This window comes from Nitrobacter winogradskyi Nb-255, from assembly GCF_000012725.1.
In the GTDB taxonomy this organism is placed as follows: Bacteria; Pseudomonadota; Alphaproteobacteria; order Rhizobiales; family Xanthobacteraceae; genus Nitrobacter; species Nitrobacter winogradskyi.
This window is the reverse complement of the sequence record NC_007406.1, coordinates 2137860-2159788: the sequence shown is the minus strand read 5'-3', so window position 1 is coordinate 2159788 and position 21929 is coordinate 2137860. Positions and strand designations below refer to the sequence as shown.

General features: G+C 61.9%; 20 protein-coding genes. 9 read left to right on the top strand and 11 right to left on the bottom strand.

From position 1 onward, the window contains the following. Positions 1-569: 569 nt before the first annotated feature. From NWI_RS10280 to NWI_RS10260, 4 genes are all read right to left on the bottom strand, one after another. Positions 570-1172 (bottom strand): TonB-dependent receptor domain-containing protein, encoded by a 603-nt coding sequence (locus tag NWI_RS10280; RefSeq protein WP_041344992.1) that lies wholly within the window; start codon positions 1170-1172, stop codon positions 570-572. Then, complete coding sequence (locus NWI_RS10275) at positions 1136-2269, bottom strand: FecR family protein (RefSeq protein ID WP_011315216.1); 1134 nt, start codon at positions 2267-2269, stop codon at positions 1136-1138. Before NWI_RS10275 ends, NWI_RS10280 begins: the two co-directional genes overlap by 37 nt. 230 nt (positions 2270-2499) lie before the next feature. Continuing rightward, a protein-coding gene (locus NWI_RS16990) for an IS630 family transposase (protein WP_187147962.1) occupies positions 2500-3443 on the bottom strand; the annotation gives its coding sequence in 2 pieces (ribosomal slippage) (positions 2500-3105 and positions 3108-3443; 942 coding nt in all). Between the two features lie 99 nt (positions 3444-3542). Continuing rightward, positions 3543-3920, bottom strand: a complete 378-nt coding sequence (locus tag NWI_RS10260) for an RNA polymerase sigma factor (RefSeq protein WP_244375019.1) — start codon at positions 3918-3920, stop codon at positions 3543-3545. A 604-nt stretch (positions 3921-4524) separates the two neighbouring features. Between NWI_RS10260 and NWI_RS10250 the strand changes: the two genes are divergently transcribed. After that, positions 4525-5876, top strand: a protein-coding gene (locus NWI_RS10250) for an IS3 family transposase (protein ID WP_148203761.1) whose coding sequence is annotated in 2 segments (ribosomal slippage) — positions 4525-4861 and positions 4861-5876 — 1353 coding nt in all. Because the reading frame shifts where the segments join, the coding sequence is not laid out codon by codon here. Here NWI_RS10250 and NWI_RS10245 read toward each other — a convergent pair. The 6 genes from NWI_RS10245 to NWI_RS10220 form a co-directional block, all read right to left on the bottom strand. Then, a complete protein-coding gene (locus tag NWI_RS10245) occupies positions 5821-6459 on the bottom strand; it encodes an ATP-binding protein (protein WP_011315214.1) in 639 nt (212 codons plus the stop codon). The genes NWI_RS10250 and NWI_RS10245 overlap by 56 nt on opposite strands. Further along, the gene (locus NWI_RS10240) at positions 6459-6755 is read right to left on the bottom strand and encodes a hypothetical protein (protein ID WP_011315213.1); all 297 of its coding nucleotides are present in this window, start codon (positions 6753-6755) and stop codon (positions 6459-6461) included. Before NWI_RS10240 ends, NWI_RS10245 begins: the two co-directional genes overlap by 1 nt. Next, complete coding sequence (locus NWI_RS10235; protein ID WP_011315212.1) at positions 6752-7240, bottom strand: hypothetical protein; 489 nt, start codon at positions 7238-7240, stop codon at positions 6752-6754. The genes NWI_RS10240 and NWI_RS10235 overlap by 4 nt, the downstream gene beginning before the upstream one ends. 10 nt (positions 7241-7250) lie before the next feature. Further along, a complete protein-coding gene (locus tag NWI_RS10230; RefSeq protein ID WP_011315211.1) occupies positions 7251-7460 on the bottom strand; it encodes a helix-turn-helix transcriptional regulator in 210 nt (69 codons plus the stop codon). 167 nt (positions 7461-7627) lie between these two features. Next, the gene (locus NWI_RS10225; protein ID WP_202943777.1) at positions 7628-8521 is read right to left on the bottom strand and encodes a hypothetical protein; all 894 of its coding nucleotides are present in this window, start codon (positions 8519-8521) and stop codon (positions 7628-7630) included. A gap of 28 nt (positions 8522-8549) precedes the next feature. Further along, positions 8550-9743: a hypothetical protein gene (locus tag NWI_RS10220; protein WP_202943776.1), complete on the bottom strand. Its 1194-nt coding sequence runs from the start codon at positions 9741-9743 to the stop codon at positions 8550-8552. Between the two features lie 160 nt (positions 9744-9903). Between NWI_RS10220 and NWI_RS10215 the strand changes: the two genes are divergently transcribed. From NWI_RS10215 to NWI_RS10180, 7 genes are all read left to right on the top strand, one after another. Further along, positions 9904-11154 carry an ImmA/IrrE family metallo-endopeptidase gene (locus NWI_RS10215; protein ID WP_148203830.1) on the top strand — a complete coding sequence of 417 codons (1251 nt, stop codon included), beginning with the start codon at positions 9904-9906 and terminating at the stop codon, positions 11152-11154. A 15-nt stretch (positions 11155-11169) separates the two neighbouring features. Continuing rightward, positions 11170-11688, top strand: a complete 519-nt coding sequence (locus NWI_RS10210; RefSeq protein ID WP_011315207.1) for a hypothetical protein — start codon at positions 11170-11172, stop codon at positions 11686-11688. A 68-nt stretch (positions 11689-11756) separates the two neighbouring features. Next, on the top strand, positions 11757-12899 hold the full coding sequence (locus tag NWI_RS10205; RefSeq protein ID WP_011315206.1) for a hypothetical protein: 1143 nt from the start codon (positions 11757-11759) through the stop codon (positions 12897-12899). Between the two features lie 12 nt (positions 12900-12911). After that, entirely contained in the window at positions 12912-13943 is a 1032-nt protein-coding gene (locus NWI_RS10200; protein WP_011315205.1) for a helicase HerA domain-containing protein, read from the top strand. Between the two features lie 1012 nt (positions 13944-14955). Then, on the top strand, positions 14956-15468 hold the full coding sequence (locus NWI_RS10190) for a DUF2924 domain-containing protein (protein WP_244374893.1): 513 nt from the start codon (positions 14956-14958) through the stop codon (positions 15466-15468). Continuing rightward, positions 15465-16802 (top strand): recombinase family protein, encoded by a 1338-nt coding sequence (locus NWI_RS10185; RefSeq protein WP_011315202.1) that lies wholly within the window; start codon positions 15465-15467, stop codon positions 16800-16802. The genes NWI_RS10190 and NWI_RS10185 overlap by 4 nt, the downstream gene beginning before the upstream one ends. After that, positions 16799-17200, top strand: coding sequence for a hypothetical protein (locus NWI_RS10180; RefSeq protein WP_011315201.1), 402 nt, complete (start codon positions 16799-16801; stop codon positions 17198-17200). Before NWI_RS10185 ends, NWI_RS10180 begins: the two co-directional genes overlap by 4 nt. A 389-nt stretch (positions 17201-17589) precedes the next feature. Here NWI_RS10180 and NWI_RS10175 read toward each other — a convergent pair whose 3' ends face one another. Beyond that, positions 17590-19557 carry a heavy metal translocating P-type ATPase gene (locus tag NWI_RS10175; protein WP_041344990.1) on the bottom strand — a complete coding sequence of 656 codons (1968 nt, stop codon included), beginning with the start codon at positions 19555-19557 and terminating at the stop codon, positions 17590-17592. A gap of 576 nt (positions 19558-20133) precedes the next feature. Between NWI_RS10175 and NWI_RS10170 the strand changes: the two genes are divergently transcribed. Continuing rightward, positions 20134-21903: an acetate/propionate family kinase gene (locus NWI_RS10170; RefSeq protein WP_011315199.1), complete on the top strand. Its 1770-nt coding sequence runs from the start codon at positions 20134-20136 to the stop codon at positions 21901-21903. Positions 21904-21929: the final 26 nt, after the last annotated feature.

The following is a 21929-nucleotide window of genomic DNA, read 5'->3' as shown; positions in this document are numbered from 1 at the left end:
GAGGAACTGGCGCTATTGGGCAAGCCCTGCTCGTCGGTGCAAGCTGGAAAAGGGGTCCAGCGCGCGGAGGCGTGCGCAACACAAAGTGGCGATCGGGATTAGATGCCGCCGTATTATTTCCTGTCAGGGATCGTCACCCGGATGGGCCGAAACCGCAACTGGCGGGTTCGGTGGAGGCAGCAACAGACGCCGGAATAGAGCCCGGCGCACTACGGTGCGGACAGCCTCATATAGATGACGTGAAGATCGCTGCAGGATCGGCGCCGCATCTGGCACGCACGCCCCAGCTTGTCACTGCTACTGATCGGCACGACGTGGTTGGAAATCGACGCGAAATAGCTACCAGTGTACAGTTTGCGGCGCGCCCTGCTGGCTATCTGCCGCCTGCCATTGAACCCGTTTCGCGGCCCCGCTGAAGCTGCCGTAGCGGGCGGCGACGTCGACGAAATAGCGAAGGTGGCGCAGGGTCCATCCTTGATCTCCTTGGCGGTAATCTGACGTCGAGCAGTGTGCTTCCCGTTACATCACCATACAACATCAAGCCAAAGTCCCGATGAGGATCGGTCCTGTCAGAACCGGTACCTCAGGGCGATCGACATCCGGCGCGGCTCACCGAAGGGGGAGTAGTACTTCCACTCCATTGCCGACCGGTAAGTGCGGTCAAACAGGTTGCTCACCGTCATCACCAGTTCGGCGTTCGGGTTGATCTGGTACTTCGCCATCAGTCCCACCAGCAACAGCGCACCGCTGCGGATCCTTGCGGTCTCACCCGTGAACCAGCTCACATCGTCGCGATAGAGCTGGCTGCGCGCCAGGTTGCCGCCCAGCGTCCAGTCCGTGCCGGGCACCTTGTAGGCGGTGGTCAGCCGCATGTTGTGGCGCGGCAACCAGGTGCCGTAACGCAGGCCATTCATTTCGCCGGTCACGTATTTGCTGTCCACGAAGGTATAGCCCGCCATCATTTGCCAGCCGGGCGACAGTTCTCCGCTGAGGCCCAGATCGACGCCCTGGCTCACCACCTTGTCGGCGGCGATGTAGCAGACCCCGCCGCAGGCATTGCTGGGGTCGGGAAGGACGGAATTGTCCGGCCGCGCTAGATTGGTCTGGTCCAGGCGGAACAGGGCGGCCGACACATTCAGGCGCTTGTCCAGCAGTTCGCCCTTGACGCCCACCTCGTAATTGGACGTCCCCCGTCCTCAACATGCGGGCAGGGGATCGGCCACGACGGCGCGATCCCATCCCTATTCTGAAGACGACAGGATCGGGAAAAGTAGTTAGTCGCCCGTGGGAGTTTTTCGGCGCTGTCGTTCGGAATGATGACAGTCAGCAGGCCGGCGGCTCGATAGATGCGCAGCGACAGGGATTCGGCGATCGTATCGAGGGCCTGCTCCGTCTTGGCTGCATCGAACACTGCGGTGACTCGCCGCTGGCCCAACGTTCCGCCGATCAGAACAATGCGGCCAAAACGGTAGCGCTGAAGCTCGGTGAGCACGGTATCGAGCGGGACGTCGCGGAAAACGAGCTGGCCGTGCCGCCACGCTTGAATGGACTCCAGGTCCGCCGCACCGACGGCGGAAATGCCGGCGAAATCGTAGCGAACGATCTGGCCTTGTCTGACAACGACCGGAGCGTCCGGGACGACATCGGGGCGGTCCGGGGCTTGAGTGGAGGCTTGAGCAGAAACTTGGACCGCGTTATGCGCGACCGCCACCGCGACCCCGTCGGCGATCTTGACGTCGAACGCCGTACCCAGCACCTTCACCTCGCCGTTCTCGGCCGCCACGATGAATGGCCGGGCGGCGTCCTTCGTTACGGTGAAGAATGCCTCGCCGGTCAGCAGCCTGACCCTGCGTTCGCCCGTGCCGAATGACACATCAAGCGCGCTTGCCGCGCCGAGGTCGACCTGGGAGCCGTCTTGCAGCACGATCATCCGGCGTTCGCCGATCGCCGTCCGGTAATCGGCGAATAGCCCTGTTGGAGCCATCTGCCAGCCGATGCCGATCGCAGCGAGCAAAAGGGCCACGGCGGCGCCTCTCTTTAACCGGCTGTTTCTTCGAGGTTTGCGCCGTTGCCTGACCACCTCCGGCGCCAATGCGTCGAGGCCACCCCACATCCGTTCGACCGATTGCCACGCGGTTTCATGTGTCTGGTCAAACGCAAGCCAGTGCGCGAATGCGCGCCGATCTTCCGCTGTCGCGTCTTCGTCGCGCAACAGAACGAACCATTGGACAGCCTGGTCGTCGACTGACTGCGTGCCATTCTGTTCCATACAATCCCCGGAGCAGGCTGTGATCTGGATCTGGCCGATCGTTTGGTCCCGTATCGGAGTCCGAAGGTTGATCAGCTTATAAGACTAAGACGCTATTGTGCGAAAAACCAACTAGAGCATGATCCGATCAAGCTCAATCGAACCATGCTCTGGAAATTATTGTCGGGTCGCGTTTTCCTGCGGCGAACATGTCACCACTTTGCCGAAAGATGCTCTAGAGTATGATGAGTTTAGATTTGGTTGTATCCTGCATTGACGAAGTAGTTGGCGCATTCAGCCGGTGCAACGGTTTCGAGGATCGGAGCGATAGCATTGTAGACGGCCTCGGTGGTCCGCTGCGCGGCTTTGCGTAGCCAGTGTTTGAACTTGGCAAAGAACTGCTCGATCGGGTTCAGATCAGGCGAGTATTTCGGCAGGTAGAAGAGCCGGGCACCGGCGGCACGGATGACGCGACGCACGGCGCTGGCCTTGTGCGAGCCGAGGTTGTCCATAATGACGATGTCGCCGTGCCGCAGGGTCGGGACCAGAACCTTCTCGATGTAGAGAAGGAAGGCTTCGCCGTTGATCGGCCCCTCGATGAACCACGGCGCGGTGATGCGATCGTGGCGCAGAGCGGCCATAAAGGTCATGGTCTGCCAGCGGCCATGCGGCACCTTGGCTCTGATGCGTTGACCGCGCGGCGCCCAGCCCCGCAGCGGCGCCATATTGGTTTTGGTCCAGGTCTCATCGATGAACACCAGCCGAGTGGGATCAATCCGATCTCGATACTTGGTCCATTGCGCTCGCCGACGGGCGACATCGGGACGATCCTGCTCTGCAGCAATCAGCGTCTTTTTTTGTAACTGAGCTTCACAGCGTGAACGAACTCCCACATCGTGCGGTAATCGACCTTAAGGCCACGCTCGGCAAGTTCGGCCACCAGCCCGCGCACGGTAAAGTCCTTTCGGCACCGTTGCAGCAGCCATTCGCGGTGCGGCCCCGCAATCTTCTTTGGCCTATAGCCGCCGATCTGGCTTGGCGCGACGCTGCCGGTCTCGTGGAAGCGTTGTACCCAGTTGATCGCCGTGCTGATGCCCACCCCAAACTGGGCCGCAGCCTGATGCCGCGACAGGCCGCCTTTAACGACAGCACGCACTACCCGCTCACGAAGGTCGTTCGAATAGGCTCGTCCCATCCATGCTGGCCTCCTTCCCAGTCAGCATGTTGAATCAGATGAATTCTGATTTGGGAATCTCAATCGATTCAAAATAAACCCATCCCGCTCTAGGTGCTTCTATGCGGAAGCCTCGCGGAATCGGGACCGGAGGTGGGATATCGCCTTCACCATGTGGGCGGCGACCGAGTTCTTTGCGATGCCCAGACGGTCTGCAATCTGCGCGTAGCTCAGGCTCTCGAACTTATGGAGGATGAGCACTTCGCGGCAACGCGGCGGCAAATCCGCGAGCGCGGCGTGAAGCGCCTGAAACTCCTGCCGCGAGATCAGCGCCGCATCGGCCAGCGGCGCTGGATCGACGATAGATTCGTCAAGTTCGACGGCGTTGCCGAGCGCGCTCCGCTGCCGCTGTCGCGCACGATCGACCGTCAGGTTTCGTGTGGTACTAAAGAGATAGCTTCGGAGGTCGCGTACGTCTTCGCGTGGAGCGCCGAGCAGCCGCAGGAATGCATCCTGAACGATGTCGGCAGCGGTGGCCGGGGATACCCTGCCGTATCAGAAAGCGCTGGAGCCTTCCTTGCTCGTCGGCATAAAGCGCCGCCAGATTGCTCGTCAGGTCGCTCATCAAGCGCAAACCAATGATAACTGCTCTTGGAGCCTTCCGCTCCTGATGGGATCGGAAACAGGACTCTATGATTTGATTTGACGCGTTCTCTTTATGCGAACCGACATCCACTCGAAACCGCTGTAGCAGAATACGTTCATTCCGCGCTATCGAGTACCGTTTCCATAGCGGGCCAATGATCTTCCGGCAAACACAATGATTTAGATCCGGTCCAAAGTGTAGGATCGCGAACTGTTTCGTTCCGCCCGAGGCGTCCGGCCCGAAGGGGGGAACGTAATAGGCTACCGCAATTATCCTTCGGCTTGCCGCGCGTAAAACCATACGAGATTGCCGCTGGGTCGAGCATTTCCAATGTATTGTCCGACGTCCGGTAAACCGAACGGCCCTTAAGCTGTCCGCCGTCAGGGCTCTTGAGACAGTTTAGGGGTTTTCGGGAAGGGAGGATTTCTGGATCATCGCAGCCAATTTGGAGCGCAGATGAGACAGAAATCCGGGCCGGAGAAAGCACCGGCAGAGCAGGTCGTGAAGGACATCCGCCGGGCAACGCGCCGGCAGTTCTCGGCTGAAGAGAAGATCCGCATCGTGCTGGAAGGCGTGCGCGGCGAGGAGAGCATCGCCGAGCTGTGTCGGCGCGAGGGGATCGCCTCGTCGATGTATTACGGCTGGTCGAAGGAGTTCCTCGACGCCGGCAAGCGCCGTCTCGCTGGTGACACGGCCCGCGCCGCGACGTCGGACGAGGTGAAAGAGCTGCGCCGTGAGGCGCAGGCCCTGAAGGAGGCCGTGGCCGATCTCACCCTGGAAAACCGCCTGCTGAAAAAAAGCATGCTCGCGGATGGGGAGGACGACACATGAGGTATCCTGCATCCGAAAAGGCCGAGATCATTCGCCTGGTCGAGGCCTCGCATCTGCCGGCACGGCGAACCCTGGACAAGCTCGGCATCCCGCGCGCCACGTTCTATCGCTGGTACGATCGCTATCTCACCGGTGGGATCGAGGCTCTGGCCGATCATCGCTCGCGGCCGGATCGTGTCTGGAACCGGATTCCTGACCCAATCCGGGCCGAGATCGTCGAGCTGGCGCTGCGCGAAACGGAGCTGAGCCCGCGCGAGCTGGCGGTGCGCTTCACCGACGAGAAGCGCTACTTTGTCTCGGAGGCGTCGGTATATCGGCTGCTGAAGGCTCATGATCTCATCACCAGCCCAGCCTATATCGTCATCAAGGCGGCGTCTGAGTTCAAGGACAAGACGACAGCGCCCAACCAGCTCTGGCAAACCGACTTCACCTACCTGAAGATCACGGGTTGGGGCTGGTATTATCTCTCGACCGTGCTCGACGACTTCTCCCGCTTCATCGTCGCCTGGAAGCTCTGCGCCACGATGCGGGCGGATGACGTCACCGCCACGCTCGATCTGGCTCTGGCGGCATCGGGGCTCGACCAGATCACGGTCGCGCATCGGCCGAGGCTGTTGAGCGACAACGGCGCCTCATACATCTCGGCCGAACTCGCTACCTGGCTCGACGGCAAGGGCATGAAACACGTTCGCGGCGCGCCGTATCATCCCCAGACGCAGGGCAAGATCGAGCGCTGGCATCAGACCCTGAAGAACCGCATCCTGCTGGAAAACTACTATCTGCCCGGCGACCTTGAACGGCAGGTCGCGGCCTTCGTCGAGCACTACAATCACGGCCGCTATCACGAGAGCATCGATAATCTCACGCCCGCTGACGTCTACTTCGGCCGCGGGCAGACCATCCTCACCGAACGCGAAAGGATCAAACGCCAGACCATCCACCAAAGACGCTTGCAGCATCACCTGCAGGCCGCCTAACCTCAAACCCAGATGAGCCAGAACCTCCGTTCCCGTGACCCCGGAACAGTCTCAATTCATCTGACGACGGACACTTCGCCCGCGTGTGCTGGAGATGGGTGAGCCACGCGATCATCTCGCGGCCGTGCAGACCGTAGGCGCCGCGGACATCGGGCTTGCCGGTCTTCTCCGAGAACGCCTCGGGCTGCCCCTTGCACCATTGGAAGCAGAGCCGCCCGGCGACGGTGATCGAGTCGATGAAGACCGTGTGGTAGCGGTCGAGCGCCGCCGGATCGCCGAAGCGCTCGCACACCGCGGCGTAGTGGGCGTCACTGTAGACCTGGTCATCCCGCAGCGCCGGATTGGGGCCGCCGATGAAGACCGCGAAGTCGCGGCATTCGGCCCAGGTGCGCGGCCGGACGCTGTCGCCGGACCAGCCCTCGATGGCGAGGTCTCCCGCCTCCAGATCGATGAACAGTGTGGTGGCGGGGTCGAGCGTCCAGAGCAGCGAGGTCTTGCCGATCCCGGATTTGCCGAAGATCGTGCCCTTGACGCCGCGTTGCTCGGCGAGCCGCTGATCGGCGGAAATGATCGGGAGAGCCATCACTTGCCTCCCTTCGCCGCGATCAGGGCGTCGATCGCGATGTCCGCACCCAGCGCTCCGGCCTTGCGGGCCTCGTCGTGGAGGGTGCGTACCGCGTCGATCTCGCGGTAGAGCGCCGATGCCCGCTCGTTCAGCCCGATGAGGGCGAACGCCAGGTCGTCGATCGAGGCCGCCCCGACCGGCTTGACGGTCTCGTCGCGACGCTCGCCAAGGGCCGGCACCCGGATGGTCTCGGGCAGCTTGTCCAGCCCGTAATGCTGCTCGCGGAGCACCGCGAGCTTCTTCGTGATGCTCATGACGTCACCTCGGTGTTCAGGGACAGACGGAAGCTGGGCTTGCCGGTGCGGACGGTGCGCGCGTCCTCGAAGGCGGAGCGGATGTGGCTCGGCCAGGCCGCGAACTTGCGCTCGGGCACCTTGATCGCGACATCGACGTATTCGGTGGGGTCGTCTCCCTCGGCCCGGATGCGTTCGACGAGAGCGGCGAGCTTGTCCTGGTCCCAGTCGACGCGCTTCGGCAGATCGGCGATCACGGTGACCGCGCCGTCATCGAAGCGGATGGTCCCGGTGTCCTTGCCGGCGGCTTGGCGCGTTGCGCGGGCACGATCGCCGTACTTCAGCGCCACGGCCCCATCGAGCCAGTCGCAGACGGTCCTGGCGCGGCGCAGGGCGTCGGCGGCCGCGTCCTGCAGGAGGGCGAGCTGCTCGGCGGGCAGAGCGACGATATCGCCGACGGCCATGTGCCGGAGTTCATCGAGCGAGATGCGGTTGGAGATCGTCATCACCGCCCCCTCACGCCGCAGGCTTGGTGGGGATGTCGGCGGTGCTCGCGCGGATCTGCTCGCGCTCGTACTCCTCGACGTCTTCGAGGCGATACACGACGCGACCGCCGAGTTTGACGAAGCGCGGGCCTTCGCCCGTCCAGCGCCAGCGCTCAAGCGTGCGGTGGCTGATGTTCCAGCGCGCAGCCAGGTCGATCTGGTTGAGGTGTTTCGTAGCCATCTGTTTCTCCTTCGGTTTTGGTCGAAAACCTGCGGAGAGGATGGCGTGCGGGCGGGTAGGAACCGGGGAGGAGCCAGGTAGGGCTCAAGGTAGGAGTCGTTAAATCGGCGTCAGAAACAAAAAAAGCCGTCCCATCGGGCGGCCGGTCGTTGAAGAAATTCAGGACTTCAGAGGAACATCCAACAGCGACCATGCTCCTCGTTGAGGAATTCACGCCAGTCAGATCTTCCGGAGAAAGCCTTCCCGAGCGTGTTGACGCTGGTGCTGAATCCGGCGCTCTCCAGAACCTCGGCGGTTAAAAGTTCCGGATGTCCCGATTTCCAAGCGTCATACAGCTGCCGGATGATTGCGCGCTGTTTCGATCCAGAGAATGCATATCGTGTTCCCCGAACGGTGAGGGACGCGCCGTCGGCCGCCATGGTGATCGGGTCGTCGTTCAGCTGTGAGCCAGCCGCGACACGGGCGGCTAATAGATCGGGAACGACAGCAAGACCGTAGTGATCGGCGACATCTCGAACGGCAATCAGCGTATGACCGAGGTGCACGTCAGTCGGCAGGCAATTGCCAGGCGTGAAGCTCAGGACGATTCGCAAGCCGGGGGCCGGACGCTTGCGGGCTGTATCGATGAAACGTTTCCATATCGCTGGATCGCCGAGCCGACGGCCAATCCATACGGGAGTACGTTTGCTGCGTCCTGGCAGTCGTGCGTCACCGACCTCCCACAGAAGATCGGGCACGAGTTCGACCGGGGCAGATCGCGGCGATAGATCCAGCCGCTCCACCAGCTGGTCGAGAAGCCTGCTGAAGTTGACGCGGAACGTCGCCAACTGATCACCGGGAACACTCACCCACCCAGCTGTCGGGCTGAAATACCCGTAGGCCCGATGCTCAGGCGACCAGGTCAGATTGATGGGCTCGTCCTCGTGATCGGCGAGCGAAACGGCTGCCCGCAGATGATCTTTCGGCTGAAGGATCCCAGCCTCCTTAAGCGCCGGCGCGACTCGCCCATAGTAGCCGTCGAGGACCGAGCCTCTGATGGCCGCATCCGGCGTCTCGATCACAGACAGCAACAGGTCTGCCGCCTTCCGATCAATCGACGACGGCACCGTCAGCCCCGGAAAGAATGCCCCAGCGCCGGAGATACTTTTCGCCGATCAGCTGCTCCTCTTCGGTCTGGTCCTTGAGATTGCAGCCATGCGGCATCGTGATCGTCAACGGCAGCGTCCGACCGCGTTTGGCATCGCCTTTGGGCTGGAACTTGATGGAGAGTTTGGCCTGCGTCGCCACCCATCCGCCGGCTAGGGGATCGTTGGCGCCGAACCGCTCTGCCGACATGCTCCAGATGGTGCGGTCGGTCTTCCGCAGGCATTCCAGGGTGACGCGCTCGCCGACATTGTCGATGGGCATCAGCCGCAGCTGCTTGACCTCGACGGATTCGACCCCGTCTTCCGGCTCCGTCGGGAAGTCGAAAGGGTGTAGGAGAACATCGAGGTCGTAATTGCGGAACGGAACCTTTTCACTCTGGAACTCGATTCCGAGCAGGTCCCGCGCCATGAAGCGCACCATCTCCTCACGGCTCTCGCGGTCGTTGGCGACCACCTCGATGACCCCGGTCGCCGGCTCGTAGGTCATGGCCGCTTCAAACACGGGACGGCGGGCGCGGCGGACGAGCGTCCCCGCGTCATCGAACGCCAGGAAATCATCCAGCAGGCCCTCGCGGTAGATTGCGATCTGGACAAGCTCGCAATCCTCGCCGTCGAAGGTCGGCCGGTAGCGCCCGAAGATGTCGATGTGGATGTTGTTGGAAGCGAACCGTTCGCGCAGCGCCACCTTGAAGGCATCGATGGATTCCTCGTCCCGGCGTAGATCGAGATTCGGCTCGCCGATGAACCCGTCCCAGCTCCGACCACGGCGCCGCTCATCGGTGTAGCGGACCTCTTCGGCATGGCGGAACCGAATCGGTTCGTTCAGGAACATCCAGAGCGAACGCGCATGGCCATTTGCCAGATCATCGAGCACCGTGCGGTCGTCGATCACGCTGTAGAGTGCGGTCTGGCCCGCATCATCGGCCAAGGCGCTCACACGCTCGGCGTCATTCACGATGCGGGCGCGGGCTTCGTCGTCCAATTCGTCGACGGCCCGCAAGGTGACGCGGGCGACTTCCGGCTCGGGCGCCTCCCAATCAACCTCGGTCGGAAGCTCGATGCCGGTGTGGTGGAAATAGGCCTGCAGCGACGAGGCAGGCATGTTGCGGATGAAACTCGTCACTGAGGCCATCGGCATCCGCTCCATCTGTTTGGTGAGCACACGAGTGTGATTTCAACCGATACTACCTGTCCGAATATCATTCTTACAAGTACGAAATTGACATTTTCTGTCCGATCTGCCATGATCGTTCAGGATCCGCCTTCCGGCCTTCGCTGTCGGCCCAAACGGATTCGTCATGAAAGGGCAGAAAACGATGATCGACGCCGCACAGCTTGGGGATCGGCTGCGGGCCGCGCGCGAGCGCCGCGGCTTGAGCCAGCAGGCCGTGGCGGAGGCTCTCGGCCTTCCGCGGACGGCTGTCACCAACATGGAATCCGGAACCCGGTCGGTATCGACGCTGGAGCTGACGAGGCTTGCGGATCTCTATGGCCAACAAGCGACGTTCTTCTTATCCATGCATGAGGAGGCGGAGGATCTTTCCATCGTTCTACACCGCGCATTGCCTGAGATGGCGGGCTCGCCCCACCTTGACGGGGAAGTGCGGCGCATCCTCGATCTCTATCAGGAGGGCGCAGGTCTGCGCGCCCTGCTCGGTCGAACTGTCGAACTCAGCATCCCTGACTACGCTGCAAAGCTCTTCTCGGTGGGCGACGCCATTCGCCAGGGCGAAGATGCGGCGCTTGAAGAGCGGCGGCGCCTGGACCTGGGGGCTGCGCCCATCGTCAATATGGCCGCGCTGATCAGCGAACAAGGGATTTGGACGGCCGCGACCGATCTGCCGGACGGCATGTCCGGCCTCTTCATCAACCATGCCGCGATCGGCCCCTCCATCCTGGTCAACGCGGGCCATTGGCCGGTGCGGCGGCGATTTTCCTATGCGCATGAATACGCCCATGCGCTCTTCGACCGCGTAGTAACGGTTACGACGACGCGGCGAGAAAACGCCTCGGAGTTGGTTGAGAAACGAGCAAACGCCTTCGCCGCTGCGTTTCTCATGCCGCCCGACGGAGTCGCAGATGCTCTGCGGCAGCTTGACAAGGGGCAGCCGAGCCGACTTACGCAGATCATCTTCGATGTGGCCGGCAATACTGGTCTCGAAGCCGAAATCCGTGCCCGTCCCGGTTCACAGGCAATCACCTATCAGGATGCTGCCACGCTGGCGCGCCATTTCGGCGTCAGTTACGAGGCGATGGTCTGGCGCCTCAAGAGCCTCAACCACATCGGCGGGCCGGACACCGACGCTCTGATGGCGCGCAAGGACACGGCTCGTCGAGCGATCCGCCTCCTCGGTTTTCTTGATCTTCTCGATGAAGGCGACGTCCCGCCACCGCCCGAACCGGAATTGCGCAGCCAACTGATGCGGCTCAGCGTCGAGGCCTATCGTCAGGAAGAAATTTCGCGCGGACGCCTTCTCGAACTGGCGCGGAAACTTGCAATCGACGGCTCTGAACTCATCGAACTCGCCGATGCGACGCGGGCGGATTGACGGCGAGGGGGCGTCATGGGGACGGGAATCGTCATCGCCGATACATCCGTGCTCGTCAATTTCCTGCGCGTCGACCGGATGGATCTGATCGGCGCGCATCCCAATCCATTCATCGTCACGGATCACGTGGCGGAGGAGATCACCAGTTCCTATCCTCAGCAGCAGGCGTGTTTCCAGGCCGCGCTGACAGTCGGTTACGTGGCGCAGCACCGCATTGACGACCCCGCGGAGCTGGACATGTTTGCGCGCCTGTCCGCAAAGGGACGCCTGGGCGCGGGCGAGCGCTCAGCCATCTCCGTGGCACTCAACCGCGGCTACTCGCTGGCCATGGACGACTCCCGGGCCATTCGTCGGGCCGTCCAGGAAGCGGGTATGATTGGCACGGCGCTGACGATCATTCGTACACAAGACCTGATGGTCCAGCTCATTCAAGCTGGGCTCATCACCGTTGGTGCGGCTGACGTCATCCTAAACGATTGGAGCAAAAACCATCGTTTCAAACTGAAAATCGGCTCATTCTCGGAGGTTTGTTAGTATTTTACTTGAACAATCTCAATATTATGTTCGGCAGCGATGGACGGGGGTCGGGAGAGTGGTGGAGCATGCTTGAACCGGCAAGCCAAACGGCGCTGCGAGACGAGATCGCGCGCCAGATCAAAGAGGACCAAGCGGTCCTCACTCAGCTGCGTGCCGAGGTTCGCCCCTTGGTGTCTCAGACGCGACGGATTTCGCCGCGATCGGCAACTTCGATCTCGCTGGTTGCCGCCGATGGCGGCAACAATCAGCTGCGCTTCGATCCGTTTCTGGTTCAGCTTGTACGCGTCGTCGACAGCAGCAACAACGAGTATTGCCTGGAAGCCGTTTCGCCGACAATGAGCGTGTCGGCCCTTTCAGCTCGACAATTTTCTGATCCCGAACGTCCAACGGCGCTCGGACGCATGATGCAATACCTCGGCGTCGAGGAGCTCTCCAAACTCAGTCACATGATCCGTCCTGACGACAGCGGTCGGCCGAACTCTCCGAGCTGGGTCCAAGTCTATCGTGAGCTGGTCGAGTGGGCGATCCTGTTTGCGATTGTTCGCGAGAAGGATTTCGCGACCGATACGCTGATCGTCTTTGATGGCTTCCTGCGCAGCAAGGTATTCGCGAAGGACCTGTTCCAACGCTACCGCGAGGGAATTCAGGAAGGCATCGATCGTCACCTCAAGTCCAATCGACGCCGTGTCTACCTCGTCGGCGTCGCAAAGCACAGCAAAGTCCTCTCTCGCTACCGCTTGTCGATGGCCCTCGAAGGCGTCATGCGATCCCCTTTTCCTTGCTACGTCGAGATTCCGCGGGAACTCGAGGAGAAGGCCTACCTGTGGTCCGAATATGCTCGTGGCGATGACAGCGTCACAGAAGGTGGCGAGATCAACAAGTTCGTCGGCGGCAAAATGTTCTTCGTCAAGTTCGGCAGTGGGCCGAGAGATCCTGTCTGGCCGATCGACATCTTCCTGTCCCAATCGACGGATCACGCCACGATCTTTGGCTATTTGCTCAACGATGCCGTCGAAGGCTTCCCCGTACCTCTCTACCCGAGATCGCTACAGAAGGCGCACGAAAATGCGGCCCTTGTCGATTTCGATATGGACATTCTCCAGGACATGATCTTCAGCGGTTTGCGTACCACGCTCGGGACGGAAGCTCCCGCGCTTGACGTGTTTCGGCTTCAAGATGCCGACCCTGCATCTCGCAGATACGAATAGGCAGAGGACGGTATGGAGCTTTTCCCCAGACAACAAGTGGTCGGCATCTTCCGCGGCTTTCGCGAAGGAGGAATGGAATTCCATGCCGACCTGGCACTGCCTTACCGGAACGACTTTCAGCGCATTCCCATGCACGGGCATTTCGTGCTGGTGCAACTCGAGACCCCCGACGAAGCTGTTTTGGGACGCATCGCATCGTTCTCCTCCGAAGGTAAACTCTCCTTCGGCAGCGGCGAAGAGTTCAATATCCGCGCTGTCCAAGAACAACGCCCAATTCCGGAGGACCTCCGCGAACAGTATCTAAAATACCGTGTCAACATCCGCGTCCTCGGCGTCCTTCGGAACAACAGCAGCAACAGTCTCACCTTCGTGCCTTCCCACCGCCGCCTACCACATGTTGGCAGCGCAGTGGCATTTCCCTCTGGGGAGGTCTTGAAAGAAATCTGCGGGCACAACATTGAGGGTGCCGAGATCGGTCACTTCGCTCTTGGCGAATACATCTATGCCCAAGGCAGTCGTGCGACGCAGATCCAGTCCTGGATGCGCGTCGAATCGCCCGAGATCATGGTTCGCTTTCCGGTATCGAGCCTGGTGGCCCGCCGCAGCTTTGTCTTTGCGCGGGCCGGGTTTGGCAAATCAAACCTGAACAAGCTGCTGTTCAGCAAGCTCTATGAGACGACGCCGACGGTCAAGAAGCGCGGAGATCGCGAGGAACCTGTCGGCACGATCATATTTGATCCGGATGGAGAGTATTTTTGGCCGGATGACAAAGGCCGTCCCGGTTTGTGCGATGTTCCACATCTCCAGGACAAACTGGTTGTCTTCACCGCCCGGGCCGCCCCCAGCGCGTTCTACGGCTCCTTCACGGCCGGCGGTATCAAGCTCGACATCCGGCAGCTGCGTCCGAGCGATGTCATCTCGATCGCCCTCCCACCCGAGCGCCAAGACCAGCAGAACGTCGCCAAACTCCGCGCGCTGTCACCGTCGAACTGGTCGCGCCTGAAGCCCGCGAACTTACGGCCCCAAGCCAGCATACGCTGTTAAATTCTGGACCGAGCGAGAGCTCTCGCCTCCACGCGTAGACACCCTCGATGTTATCGCGGACCGGGCGCAGCGCTATTACGGCAGCTCCTCGACGAGGGTGGAGGGCGCGGCCATTCAAGGAGACAGTCGCGACAATCTCATCATCCAAAAAGCGTGTGAGTTGGTCGGCAAGTTCGACTGGATCATTACATCGCCACCCTACTACGGACTGAGAACGTATCTGCCCGATCAGTGGATTCGGAACTGGTTCCTTGGTGGGCCTTCCGTGGTCGACTACACCTCCGAGGGTCAGCTCTCTCATAACGGGCGGGACAGGTTCATCGCAGATCTCCGCCAGGTATGGGCTAACGTCGGGGCGCGTTGCAGACCAGGAGCAACATTGGTCATCCGCTTCGGATCAATAGGTGACAGATTGGTCGAGGATCCCGCGCAGCTTGTCTCAGCATCTCTCGAAGAAACAGGCTGGGTGACAACCGAAATCCTGCATGCCGACAATGCGGCCCGCGGCAGGCGCCAAGCTGACACCTTCCATCGAAAGCGTAGCGCGCCGTATGACGAGGTCGACGTTTGGGCAAAATGGCGGCCGTGAGCAAGTGTTGGTTGCGCAGGATTTCGTTCTCCGTTGCCTCCACAGTGCGTCCGCGGACTCGGTTTGAGCGCTCTGCCAACGCCGGTTGCTTGCGACGGGCCTCGAATGATCGCGAAGCAATGCGATAACACATTGATTTTGCTTGATTATTTTAGGTTGGTGACTACCGTTTCGCCAGTCATCCTCTGTTGCGAACGGTCTCATGCAAGACGCTCGATCCGGCCCCAATCCATTACTGCCCCTCCGCTTGTCGGCGGAGGAACGCCTCTATGAACTCGCGAGCATTATTGCTGCGGGGCTGAGGCGTATTCTGCCGGAACAGTCCAGTCCTTTATTTGCAACCGGCGAAGACAGTTCATTCGACATTCTCGTCCTCAAACGCCGTGTTGGTCGTCGCAAACCGAGCAACCGAGTTGGAGGGCAATGATGCAAGAAGCGACGAAACGGACTGAAACCATACCGCGGCGGCCACGCGAGAGCACCGCGGCGGATGAGAACGTGGTGGCGCAGCTTGCGGCGCTCAAGCGGATGACGGTGGTCGAATTGAAGGCGAAGTGGGAGAGCCTCTTAGGGACGCCCGCCCCGAACAACAGTCGCAGCTACCTCGAGCTCAGGCTCGGCTATCGGATTCAGGAACTGACCCTCAGCGGTCTGTCCCGCGAGACGCGGCGGACGCTGGACCTGCTAGCGGACGAGATCGAAGGCCGGATCGGGCGCAAGACGATCATCGCAGATCCTCGCAACCCGGTGGTCGGCACCCGCCTCATGCGTGAATGGGACGGGGTGGAGCACACCGTCACGGTGATGAAGGACGGCTTCGACTGGCAGGGGCGCAAGTTCAAGTCGCTGTCGGCGGTGGCACGGGCGATCACCGGCACGCAGTGGAACGGCTATCGCTTCTTCGGCCTGCGCGAGGCCCGGAGGGACGACCGATGATCCGTCATCAGGAAGCCGTCGCGGTCATGTCGCGCCGCCAGCGCTGCGCCATCTATACCCGCAAGTCGAGCGAGGAAGGGCTCGACATGGAGTTCAACAGCCTCGACGCCCAGCGAGAGGCTTGCGAGTCCTTCGTGACGAGCCAGAAGGCGGAAGGCTGGGCCACCATCCGCGAACGCTATGACGACGGCGGCTTCTCAGGCGGCACGTTGGAGCGCCCCGGCCTGAAGCGACTCATTCAGGACGTCGAGGCCGGCCTGATCGACGTGATCGTGGTCTACAAGATCGACCGGCTTTCGCGCTCCCTGATGGACTTCGCCAGGCTGGTCGAGATTTTCGACCGCAGTCAGGTGACCTTCGTGTCGGTCACGCAGTCGTTCAACACCACGACGTCGATGGGCCGCCTGACACTGAACATCCTCCTCAGCTTCGCCCAGTTCGAGCGGGAGGTGATCGGCGAGCGCATCCGCGACAAAGTCGCAGCATCCCGCAAGCGCGGCATGTGGATGGGCGGCCACGTCCCGCTGGGCTACGACGTGCGCGACCGCAAGCTGGTGGTCAACGAAGCCGAGGCCGCGACGGTCAGGATGATCTTCGAGCGGTTCGTTGCCATCGGCTCCGCCACGACGCTGGCGAAAGCGCTCGCGGCAGAGGGCGTGCTGAACAAGCGCGGCAAGCAAATCGACAAGGGCTTCCTCTACAAGCTGATAAACAACCGGCTCTACCTCGGCGAAGCCGTCCACAAGGGCACGGCCTATCCCGGCGAGCACGAGGCCATCCTTGATCAGGCCCTGTGGGACAAGGTGCACGGCATCCTGCAGGAGAGCCCGCGCCGGCGCGCGAAGAACACGCGCCGCCAGGCGCCAGCGCTGCTGAAGGGGATCATCTTCACCGACACCGGCACGGCCATGACGCCGACGGCGACGAAGAAGGGCACGCGCCTCTACCGCTACTACGCGTCCATGGACCTGATCCGAAACCGCCCGACCGGCGACGCCTCGGGTCCGCTGCGCTTGCCCGCAGGCATGGTCGAGGACGCCGTCGTCGGCGAAATCCGTCGCATGATCCGCGCGCCCGAAATTGCAGCGCGGACGATCAAGGCTCTTCGCGAAGAGAGCTCGATCGTCGATGAGAAGGCGGTCGTCAAGGCGCTCGGAGAGTTCGATCAGCTCTGGGCGGCGCTCTATCCGGCGGAGCAGACCCGCATCGTCCAGCTTCTGGTGGAGCGGGTAACTGTCGGCGAAGATGGCATCGCCGTTGATCTTCGCCATGAGGGGCTGGGCTCGGTCCTTCGGGACATGATGGCGCCCCGCCGGACGGAGGCCTGCGCATGACCGGCTCGTCGGACACCATCCGCGTCGTCATTCCCCTGACGATCCGCAAACGCAACGGGCGGCCCAAGATCCTGCCGCCCGACGATGTGACGGCCCGGGACGGCCGGTCACAAGACCCTCATGTGCTGCGCGCCATCGCCCGTGCATGGAGCTGGCGTCGGCAGCTGGAATCCGGTGCCGCTTCCACCATTCAGGACATCGCAGCGGCCGAGAAGATCTCCGACCGGTTCATCAGCCGGATGATGCGGTTGGCCTATCTGTCGCCGGAGGTGCTCGATCACCTCGTCATCAGGCGCGTGTCGCCGGCGCTTTCCCTGAACAATCTCGTTGCGGTTGCCGATCGGCCCTGGGCCGAGCAGATGGACATGGTTTTCGAGGGAAACGTCGAAGCCCGCTGACGGCAGCGCAAGCACGATTCGGAATACGGTCCATTGCGGGCTACTGCCCGTAAGTCCGCCATGAGACGCCTACCTCGCGTTCTCTGGACGGCGATGCCAGCCGGAAGAACGACCACAGAAGCCGCAGTCGAGCAACCTCTGGAAGTGGCTGAAAATGCGGGCTTTCGCGAAGCCGAACCAGATCAGATGAGGTTCGCTCGGTTAGAGACGAAAGCCGCTCAGAGACCGAAATTCGGCGCTTCGCCAGTCTCCGAGGTTCGGGCAGTTCTCACAAACCCCTTTGAAACTTGGGAGAAATCCAGCGCTCAAAGAGCGGTGATCAGAGTTCGCTACAGGATGATGGCGGAGCGGAGGGGCCTGGCGTCTAACCTTCTCCATGCCAAGTTCTATCAATTTGCTCGCCTCGGCACCTTTCTCCTATAGGCCTGTCGCGGAATTGGCTGGCTCGAACTCGCATGAACAGATCTCTTTGGCGCTGGTTTCGTTTCGCCGCGGCGAATGGGGTCCCTCAGTAAGCGTAAGCCGTTGAGTACGACCAGAACCGTTCCACCTTCGTGGCCAATTACTGCAAGCGGAAGCGGCAGTTCGAAGAACAGCCCGCCGGTTACGAGGATCGCCATGACGCCCATGGCAAAGACGAGATTTTGCCGGATAATTGTTGCTGCGCGGCGGGCAAGTCGATGCGCATCCGCAAGCCTTCCCATATCCTCCGACAACAGTGCCACGTCGGCCGCTTGCAGCGCGACGTCCGATCCGGCTGCGCCCATAGCAATCCCTACATCAGCACGAGCGAGCGCTGCTGCGTCGTTGACGCCATCTCCGACGAACGCAACCATACCTCTAGTTGTAGTTGCCAGCTCGCCCGCCATCCGAACCTTGTCCTCCGGCAGCATGTCGGCGTAGATTTCTTCAGGCTTCAGCCCTAGCTCCGCGCCTATTCGCAACGCGACGGGACGACGGTCGCCGGTCATCATGACGATCTGGCTTACTCCACTCTCCCGTAAAGCGGCGAGAGCCGGCGCGGAGGTCGGGCGAGCCTGATCTGCGATGGTGACGGCCCCCATCACGCGCGAATCCCGCCCCACGTAGACGACTGTCTGCGTGTCAGCGGCCAGCGCTTTCAGCATCGGGTGGTCGATGGGTGCGCCCATCTGGACGGCAAGACGCGGATTGCCGGCCCATAATTGCCCTTTATCGTCATCGCCCACGATGCCGGCACTCGGCCGCGTTATCACGTTCATCACTCTGATGGGGGCAATGCCTCGGCTGGCGGCTTCCTGCCGAATGGCCGCCGCGCTGTGGTGTTCGGAATGTGCCTCGAGCCCCGCAAGCAAAGACAGGAAGAGCCGCTCATCGCCGTCGAGCGCCACAACCCCGGTTACCGATGCTTTGCCAGTCGTCAGTGTTCCGGTCTTGTCGAAGGCAAAAATGTCGACTGCTGCCAGTGTCTCAAGCGCCGCCCCGCCCTTGAACAACACACCGCCCCGCGCTGCTGCCGATAGCGCCGACAGGATCGCCGCCGGCACCGAGATGACGATCGCGCACGGGCTCGCGGCCACCAGCAGTGTCGCGGATCGATAAAGCGCTTCCTCCCAGTCCCGCCCCAGCCAGTAGAAGACAGCAAAGGCCAGGACGGCGCCGGCCATCACCGCAACCGTATAGCGCTGTCCGAACCATGCGCTGAACCGCTCCGAGGGCGCCTTGGCGGCCTGCGCCTCCGTCACCAGCGCGATCATGCGGGCGACCGTGCTCTCCTCCACGGTTTTCGTCACCGCCACCTCAAGCACGCCGTCGAGGTTGACCGTCGCCTCGAAGACCTGGGCGCCCGGCTGCTTGGCGACCGGCATCGACTCGCCCGTGATGTTCGCCTCGTCGAGCGAGCCCCGGCCGCCGACGATCACGCCGTCGGCCGGAACGCGCGCGCCTGGCCGCAGCACCACGGTATCGTCGACCTTGAGGTCGGCGGCAGGGACCTCGGAGACCGAGCCATCCGGCGCCTTGCGCAATGCCGTCTCGGGGCGGAGTTCCATCAATGCCTCGATGGCGCGGCGCGCCCGCCCGAGCGCCCGTTCCTCCAGCGTGGTCGAGATGCTGAACAGCGTCAGCAAGACGGCGCCCTCGAAGGGCGCCCCGACCGCTGCGGCCGCGACCGCGGCGACGACCATTAGCAGGTCGATGTCGAGGATCCGCTCCTCCCACAAGGCGACCGCTGCCCGCCATGCGGCTGGCAGTCCGCCCGCGAGGTAAACGAGCGACAGACCTGTGCGGGAGAAGAATCCGGCGGCGGGGCCCTGCAGCGGCAATAATCCGAGGATGGCCAGAAGCATTCCGGCGACCGTGAGGGCCGTCAGTATCATCGCGCGATCAAGATTAAATAGTTTGCTCACTTCGTCTCCTGGTCAGCCGCACACTGGAATTTGCGCGGCAGGTCACAGCAACGCTACCGCGGGTGTCGTGCGCCCAGCGACAACGGGTAATCGTCGGTGAGCTGACGATGACCTCCGTCGACGGCATTGGTAAAAAATGAGCTACTCTTCGGCCGTCTTGCGGTCGAAGTGTTGGTGTGAAGCGTCGGTACGGCTCTTGGTTCGGTGGACAACGCATCGACATGCTTCGGAGGACTGCAGGGTGTATAAAGTTTGAGCGGTTCGTCGCTGTGATTTTCAGGTGTGGTGCGCCTCAGCTCATTGCCGTGGCCGAGCTGACCTCGTTCACGACGCCGTCAATTCCGATTTCGCCACGTCTTTCCCGATACGGCAGACCTGATCTTCCCTCGTCATGCACTTCTTCGCAGATCCCCTTGCCGTGCTGGTATTAGCGGTCTCGCTCTAGGCAATCGGCACCTTATACAACAAGATCAGGTTGGCGAGCTATGGTTGCCGGTGACACGGATGAGACTTCGTTGAAACCACCAACGGACAAGAGAACAACGCATGCAGGTACTCGTCTTCAACGCCGGCAGTTCCAGCCTCAAGTTCGGCATCTTCAGCGTGGCGACGGAAACACGCGAGGTGTTCAAGGGTTGTTATGAGCGCTTTCGGGCTGGAGGATGCGAGTACCGTTTCCGGCATGGAGAAACCGACGAGCGGGGTGCGGCCGAATTCGATAGTCCCGGCGAAGCGCTGAAAGGGGTTCCGGCCGCGCTGAAGCGGTTCGGACTCGACGCAATCGACGCTGTCGGGCACAGGATCGTCCATGGCGGCGCAAGGTTTTCCTCGCCGACACTACTGGATGACGAAACGGTCGAGGCCATCGAGGCGCTGACGCCGCTGGCTCCGCTGCACAATCCGACCAATCTCGAGGCAGTCAGGCTCTGCCGCGGCCTTTGGCCGGACATACGTCAGGTGGCAGTGTTCGACACAGCCTTCCACCTCAGCAACCCGGCGTTCGTGACAACCTATGCGGTGCCCTTGAAATGGCGGGAGGCCGGCCTTCGCCGCTATGGGTTCCATGGGACTTCCCACAAATACGTGGCCGAGAGGGCAGCCCAAGAGATCGGCCGGCCGCTTTCCGACCTCCAATTGGTGAGCATTCATCTCGGCAACGGCGCCAGCATCTGCGCCGTCAACCGCGGGTACAGCATGGACAGTTCGATGGGCATGACGCCGCTCGAGGGGCTGGTGATGGGTACCCGCTCCGGTGACGTGGACCCAGGCGCGTTTGGCTTTCTGTCGCGCGAACTTCAGCTTTCGGTGCAGGAGATCGAGGATGCGCTCTATGACGAGAGCGGACTGAAGGGGCTGGCAGGCTCGTCCGACATGCGCGACATTGAAGACAGGGCGGCTAAGGGCGACCCCCAGGCCCAACTCACGATCGAGATCTACGCATACCGCGCCAAAAAATATGTCGGGGCTTTTGCTGCAGCGATGGGAGGACTGGACGCGATTGTCTTCACCGGCGGCATCGGCGAGAATTCTCCCTCCATGCGCCGGCGCATCTGCGACGGGCTGGACTTCATGGGTTTGCAGCTTGACCACGACCGCAACATGGCCGTGAACCTATCAGGCCGCGCGGCGCCGCAGATCCAGGCTTACGGTTCGCGCGTCCGCGTCTTCGTTACGGAGACGGCCGAGCAGCTCATGATCGCCCGCGAGACGGCTGCGGCGCTCGCGGTCGTCCCGCCCGGGGGTCAACTGCGCCTGCCGGTTGCGGTCTCGGCCAGGCACGTCCACCTGTCGCGCGAGGCTGTGGATGGGCTGTTTGGCAAGGGCTACGTTCTCGATCAGGCGACACCGTTGCGACAGCCGGGCCACTGGGCGGCAAGGGAAAGGGTCACGCTCGTCGGACCGAAGGGCAGACTTGAGCGTGTCGCTATACTCGGACCGCTGCGCGAACGCACGCAGATCGAAGTATCGCGCACCGACAGCTTCGCGCTCGGCATCGACGTGCCGGTGCGGGACAGCGGCAGGCTCGAAGCTACGCCGCAGGTCACGATCGAGGGGCCTGCCGGAAGCTTCACCACTGACGGCCTCATCATCGCGGCAAGGCACATCCATACCAATCCCGCCGATGCTGCTCGACAGGGGATTGAGGACGGCGAATATGTCGACGTCCGCGTCAACGACGACGATCGCACGCTGACCTTCGGCCGGACGCTGGTCCGGGTGGGTAAGGACTCCTTCACGGAAGTGCACATCGACACCGATGAGGCCAACGCGGCAGGGATCGAAGTGGCTGCAACGGGCGAACTGGTACAGGTCTGACGCGACAGAATGGCTGTCGCCCGGCG